This is a genomic window from Acidovorax sp. SRB_24 (assembly GCF_012931925.1).
Map to the genome: position 1 here is coordinate 1 of NZ_MWOM01000116.1, position 5508 is coordinate 5508.

Here is a 5508-nt window from a genome sequence, read left to right on the forward strand (position 1 = left end):
CGCAGCCGCTGGCGCCGGTGCAGGCCCAGGTGCTGGGCAGCCGCGCGCAGGCGCCCAGCGCGCGCGGCCCCGGCGGCACGCTGCTGGTGCTGCGCGTGGACACGCTCGCACAGCCGCAGCAGGTGCTGATCGACGACCCGCAGGCCACGCAGTGGCGCCCGGGCCAGCGCGTGGTGCTGCAGTGGGCGCGCGGGCGCTACCAAGGCCTATTCGTGACCGGCTGGCAGGCCCTGCCCACGCCGGTGCCGCCCCAGGCCCAGGCGTCGCCGGGCGCTTTGCTTTGATAATCGCGCCATGAAAATCGCCATTCTTGACCGCGACGGCACCATCAACGCGCTGGGGGACGAGCCTTTCATCGCCAGCCCCGACGACTGGAAACCGGTGCCTGGCGCGCTCGCCGCCATTGCCCGGCTCAACCATGGCGGCTGGCGCGTGGTCATCGCCACCAACCAGCCGGGCCTGGGGCGCGGCCTGTTCGACGTGGCCGCGCTCAACGCCATCCATGGCGGCATGCACCGCCAGCTGGCGGCCATGGGTGGGCGCATCGACGCCGTGTTCTATTGCCCCCATGCGCCCGACGAAGCCTGCCACTGCCGCAAGCCCGCCACAGGCCTATTCGAGCAGATCTGCGAGCGCTACGGCGTGGATGCGCACGAGGTGTGCGTGGTGGGCAGCTGCATCGCCCACCTGCAGGCCGGTGCGGCATTCGGCGCCCCGCTGCACCTGGTGTGCACGGGCGCCGCCGCTGGGCTCGACCCCGCGGCGGCGCTGCCCCCCGAATGGCCCCCGGGCACGCGTGCGCACGCCAGCCTGGCGGCCTTTGCCGAAGAGTTGCTGGCGCACGACAGCGCCCTGCCTGCGCCGCCACCGCTGCCTTGAGGCGATAGACACAGCCGCTGCCAGCGCTCGCCCTGTCTGCGCTGGCGTTTGAAAAGACCCCCCTCCATGTCCTTGATCCAACTGGTGCTGGACTTGTTCGATCCGCCGGCGCAGGGCTTCACGCCAAAACAGCCTCCAGCCCATGCAGGGAAAGCGCTGAAAGCTCCTGAAAGCGTAGCAATCGAGCCTCCGCAAAAGTCCCCACCTCCGCCTCCGCCTCCGCCCCCGCTGTCGCTCGGCGAGCTGCTGGCCCCCGCGAGCTTTCGCCACCCGCAGGCCCGCCGCGAGCTGCGGCTGGGCGACGCCGTGGTGGCCTACGCGCTGCAGCGCGTGCGCCGGCGCAGCATCGGCTTCACGGTGAGCGCCGACGGCCTCTCGGTGCGCGCCCCCACCGGGGTCACGCTGGCCGCGGTGGACGATGCGCTGCGGCGCAAATCGGGCTGGATCCTGCGCAAGCTCGCCGAGGCGCGCGAGCGCCAGCAGCGCGAGGAGCACGCGCGCATCCGCTGGCAGGACGGCGCCGCGCTGCCCTACCTGGGCGCGCCGCTCACGGTGGTGCTCGACCCGGCCCAGGGCGTGGCCGGCGTGCTGCGCGCGGCAGCCGCTGGCGCGCCCGCCGAGCTGCGCATCGGCCTGCCCGCCAGCGCCGGCGCGGCGCAGGTCCGCGACGCGGTGCAGGCCTGGCTCATGCACCAGGCGCGCGCGCATTTCACCGAACGGCTCGACCACTTCGCGCCGCTGCTCGGTGTGCGCTGGAGCCGCCTGCGCCTGTCCAACGCGCAGACGCGCTGGGGCAGCGCCAAGACCGACGGCTCCATCCGCCTGAACTGGCGGCTGCTGCACTACCGCCCCGCCGTCATCGACTACGTCGTGGCGCACGAGCTGGCCCACCTGCGCGTGATGGACCACAGCCCGCGCTTCTGGAGCACCGTGGCCACCGTGGTGCCCGACCACGCCGCGCTGCGCCGCTGCCTGCGCGACGAGCCGGCGCCGCGCTGGGATTGATATGCTATTGAAAAAATAGCTGCTTGCACAGTGTGGGTAAGCGTTTGAGGCTTATTTCGCCTAAAAATGCCGACCCGGTGCACGGCGCGTGCGCAGCCGCTTGACGCGGCGCCGGCGCGGTCCACAATGCATTTGCTGCGCACGGTGCCAGCGCCTTTGCCCTTTCTCCGAACCGGTCCGCCCCATGATTCCGCTGCAACTCTTCGACCCGGCCTCGAGCACGTACACCTACCTGCTGCACGACAGCGCCACGCGCGAGGCGCTGATCATCGACCCGGTCGATGCGCAGCTCGAGCGCGACCTGGCGGCGCTGCAGGCACGCGGCCTCACACTGCGCTGGGCCGTGGAAACCCACGCCCATGCCGACCACATCACCAGCGCCGGCCTGCTGGCCGAGCACACCGGCGCACGCACGGCCGCGCCCGCGGACTGCGGCATCGGCACGGCCGCCGTGCAGTTGCAGCACGGCGACACGCTCGACTTTGGCGGCGAGCAGCTGCGCGCACTGCACACGCCGGGGCACACGGCGGGCAGCATGTCCTATGTGTGGCGCAGCCACGTCTTCACGGGCGACACGCTGCTCATCAACGGCTGCGGCCGCACCGACTTCCAGTCCGGCGACGCGCACGCGCTCTACCGCAGCCTCACCGAGGTGCTGTTCGCGCTGCCGGGCGACACCACCGTCTGGCCCGGCCACGACTACCACGGCCGCAGCCATTCGAGCATCGCTGCCGAGAAGGCCGGCAACGCGCGCGTGGCCGGCCGCAGCGAGGCCGAGTTCGTCGCGCTGATGCAGGGACTGGACCTGCCGCGCCCCGGGCGCATCGACGAAGCCGTGCCCGCCAACCTGCGCTCGGGCCTGCGCCACGACGCCGAGGGTGCCGCGCTGCAGGCGCCGCGCGCGGCCGAGGGCTATGCGGGCGATGTTCCGCCGCCGCTGGCCTGGCAGTGGGTGCAGCGCGGTGAAGCCGTGCTGGTGGACGTGCGCACCGACGCCGAGCGCGAATGGGTCGGCCAAGTGCCCGGCGCCGCCGCCGTGGCCTGGAAGCAGTGGCCGGGCATGGCGCTCAACCCCGGCTTCGACGCGCAGCTGCGCGCCGCCGTGCCCGCGGGCGGCACGGCCGTGTTCCTGTGCCGCAGCGGCGTGCGCTCCATCGCGGCCGCGCGCCGCGCGACCGAACTGGGTCTGGTGGCCTACAACATCCTCGAGGGCTTTGAGGGCAACCCCGACGCCCAGGCCCAGCGCGGCAAGACGGGCGGGTGGCGCTGGCACGGCCTGCCGTGGCGCCAGGGATGAAGCCCCACAAAAAACGGACCCGCGGGTCCGTTTTTTGTGGGGAGGGGTTTTGTTTACGGCGGCGGAATGCGCAGCTTCTGGCCCGGGTAGATCTTGTCGGGGTGCGTCAGCATGGGCTGGTTGGCCTCGAAGATCTTCGGGTACTTGCTGGCGTCACCGTAGTACTTCTTGGCGATGGCCGAGAGCGTGTCGCCGCTGACCACGTCGTGGTACTGCGCCTCGGGCTCGGCCTGGGCCACGCTCATCTGGTTGTCGACGCTGGTCACGCTGGCCACGTTGCCGCAGCAAAGGGTGACTTTTTCCTTGGCCGCCTGCGTGGGGGCCTCGCCACGCACCGTCACCTTGCCCTGCAGGCCGTCAAAGGCCACCTGCACGTTCTGGGTGCCGAGGTTTTGCGCGGCGATGTAGGTCTCGATGGCGCGCGCGGCCGTGGCGTTGCGCTCGTCCTGCGACGGTGCGGCCGCCGTGGCCGTGGCCGCCTGCGCGTCCTTGCCACCGAACAGTTTTTCGCCCGCGTCCTTGATGAAACTGAGAAGGCCCATGTGCAAACTCCTTGAGTGGCAAAAGAAAACCACTGTAATGCCCGCGCGCGGCGCGCCGGTGTCGGACAGCGCGCCGAAAGCACGGCCGGCCGCGAGCGTGCTGCGGCCTGTGGAGCCTGCCCTGCAGCCCAGGTACTAAAACTCGGGATAATCCGCCGCATGACATTTTTGGCCATCGACGTCGGCAACACCCGCCTCAAGTGGGCGCTGTACAGGGGCCCCCAGCCAGGGGCCGAACTGCTGGCGCAGGGGGCCGAGTTCCTTGACCACATCGACCGCCTGGCCGAAGGCGCGTGGGCCCGGCTGCCCGCGCCCACGCACATGCTGGGCTGCGTAGTTGCCGGCGACGCGATCAAGCGCCGCGTCGAAGAGCAGATGGAGCTATGGGATGTCTCGGCGCACTGGGTGGTGCCGTCCTCGCACGAGGCGGGCCTGGTCAACGGCTACGACCACCCCGCGCGCCTGGGCTGCGACCGCTGGGTTGCGATGATCGGCGCGCGCCAGCGCATGCTCGCCCACGGCCCGGCGCGGCCGCTGATCGTGGTCATGGTGGGCACGGCGGTCACCGTCGAGGCCATCGACAGCGCGGGCATGTTTCTCGGTGGCCTCATCCTGCCGGGCCACGGCATCATGCTGCGCGCCCTCGAATCGGGCACGGCCGGCCTGCATGTGCCCACGGGCGAAGTGCGCCTGTTTCCGACCAACACCAGCGATGCGCTGACCAGCGGTGGCACTTATGCGATTGCGGGGGCGGTCGAGCGCATGGTGCAGCACCTCAAAGCGCACTGCGGCGCCGAGCCGGTCTGCATGATGACCGGTGGCGCGGGCTGGAAGATGGCGCCGAGCATGACGCGGCCGTTCGAGCTGGTCGACAACCTGATCTTTGACGGCCTGCTGGAGATTGCCGCACGGCGTTTTGTCGCCGCCTAGGCCGGCGTGGACTGCGGCCTGTTCTAGTCTTGTAGCTCCGCCCGCGCCAGGTCCACGTCCAGGTGCTCGGCGGCGTCCCGCGGCTCCATCGCGGCGGCCTGCTCGTAGAGGGCCGTGGCTTCGTCCATCCGCTTGTCCCCCTCCAACATCACCAGCGCATTGGCATATTCGATGCGCGCAATGGCCGAGCCGGGGTTGAGCTTCAGGGCTTCAGCGAACAGCTGCAGGCCTTTCTCCTTCTTGGCGCCATAGGTCATGCCGCCGATCAGCGCGCCCACCTTGTCGATCACTTCGGCGTGGAAGGCGCCCAGCGCAATGCGCGCGTCTGCGTGCCCCGGCGCGAGCGCAATGGTTTTTTCGAGCGCGCCTTTGACCTTGCTGCCCAGGCCCTGGGCCAGCGCCTTGGCGACGCTGATGCCTTGGCTGTAGCGTCCGAGCGCATAGGCCTGCAGGTACCACGCGTTGGCGTTGCCGGGCGCGGCAACGGCCTGCGCCTGCGCGCGCTCGGCGACCTGCAAAAACAGGTCGAGCCGCGCCTTCTCCCGTTTTTCGAGATAGTTGGCGTAGAGGGCCGTGGCCCGGTTGGCCACCGTGAGGCCCGCGCCGCCGGCGCTCAGTCCGGCCTGGGCTGCTTCCTGGAAGTCCCCGTTGTGGAACAGCACCCAGGCCTGCAGCACTGCAGCGTCGTCGGGCAGCGGTTCGGCGTCGCCGCAGTGCAGCTGCGGCCACTGCTGCTTCAGCGTGGCACTATCGAAGCGGTAGGCGCCGGGGTGGGGAAAAGGGGTCCATTGGGCCATGGCTGTCTCCTGTAGTGCGGGGTGTGGGGCAGCCTGGCCGTCAGGCGGCGGCCTCCGG

Annotated in this window: 6 protein-coding genes and 2 pseudogenes; 6 read left to right on the top strand and 2 right to left on the bottom strand. The window is 70.8% G+C overall.

Annotated elements, in window-relative coordinates:
• The 5 genes and pseudogenes from B2J89_RS20545 to B2J89_RS22920 form a co-directional block, all read left to right on the top strand.
• Positions 1-284, top strand: a pseudogene (locus B2J89_RS20545) (hypothetical protein); the annotation flags it as partial.
• Positions 285-294: 10 nt separating this feature from the next.
• Positions 295-879, top strand: coding sequence for a D-glycero-beta-D-manno-heptose 1,7-bisphosphate 7-phosphatase (gmhB, locus tag B2J89_RS20550; protein WP_169170715.1), 585 nt, complete (start codon positions 295-297; stop codon positions 877-879).
• A gap of 66 nt (positions 880-945) precedes the next feature.
• A complete protein-coding gene (locus B2J89_RS20555; protein ID WP_169170716.1) occupies positions 946-1884 on the top strand; it encodes a M48 family metallopeptidase in 939 nt (312 codons plus the stop codon).
• Positions 1885-2068: 184 nt separating this feature from the next.
• Positions 2069-2569 (top strand): annotated as a pseudogene (locus B2J89_RS22915) (MBL fold metallo-hydrolase); the annotation flags it as partial.
• 174 nt (positions 2570-2743) lie between these two features.
• Entirely contained in the window at positions 2744-3181 is a 438-nt protein-coding gene (locus B2J89_RS22920; RefSeq protein ID WP_240965106.1) for a rhodanese-like domain-containing protein, read from the top strand.
• Positions 3182-3234: 53 nt separating this feature from the next.
• Here B2J89_RS22920 and lysM read toward each other — a convergent pair whose 3' ends face one another.
• Positions 3235-3723, bottom strand: a complete 489-nt coding sequence (gene lysM, locus B2J89_RS20565) for a peptidoglycan-binding protein LysM (RefSeq protein WP_169170718.1) — start codon at positions 3721-3723, stop codon at positions 3235-3237.
• A gap of 159 nt (positions 3724-3882) precedes the next feature.
• Here lysM and B2J89_RS20570 point away from each other — a divergent pair, with 159 nt between their 5' ends.
• On the top strand, positions 3883-4653 hold the full coding sequence (locus tag B2J89_RS20570; RefSeq protein ID WP_169170719.1) for a type III pantothenate kinase: 771 nt from the start codon (positions 3883-3885) through the stop codon (positions 4651-4653).
• Positions 4654-4676: 23 nt separating this feature from the next.
• Here the strand turns inward: B2J89_RS20570 and B2J89_RS20575 are convergent, their stop codons facing one another.
• Positions 4677-5450 carry a hypothetical protein gene (locus B2J89_RS20575; protein ID WP_169170720.1) on the bottom strand — a complete coding sequence of 258 codons (774 nt, stop codon included), beginning with the start codon at positions 5448-5450 and terminating at the stop codon, positions 4677-4679.
• Positions 5451-5508: the final 58 nt, after the last annotated feature.

Bases quoted from the DNA above. Each gene is read 5' to 3' on its own strand.
- gmhB (WP_169170715.1), top strand. From the start codon at position 295: ATGAAAATCGCCATTCTTGACCGCGACGGCACCATCAACGCGCTGGGG.
- B2J89_RS20555 (WP_169170716.1), top strand. From the start codon at position 946: ATGTCCTTGATCCAACTGGTGCTGGACTTGTTCGATCCGCCGGCGCAG.
- lysM (WP_169170718.1), bottom strand. From the start codon at position 3,723: ATGGGCCTTCTCAGTTTCATCAAGGACGCGGGCGAAAAACTGTTCGGT.
- B2J89_RS20570 (WP_169170719.1), top strand. From the start codon at position 3,883: ATGACATTTTTGGCCATCGACGTCGGCAACACCCGCCTCAAGTGGGCG.
- B2J89_RS20575 (WP_169170720.1), bottom strand. From the start codon at position 5,450: ATGGCCCAATGGACCCCTTTTCCCCACCCCGGCGCCTACCGCTTCGAT.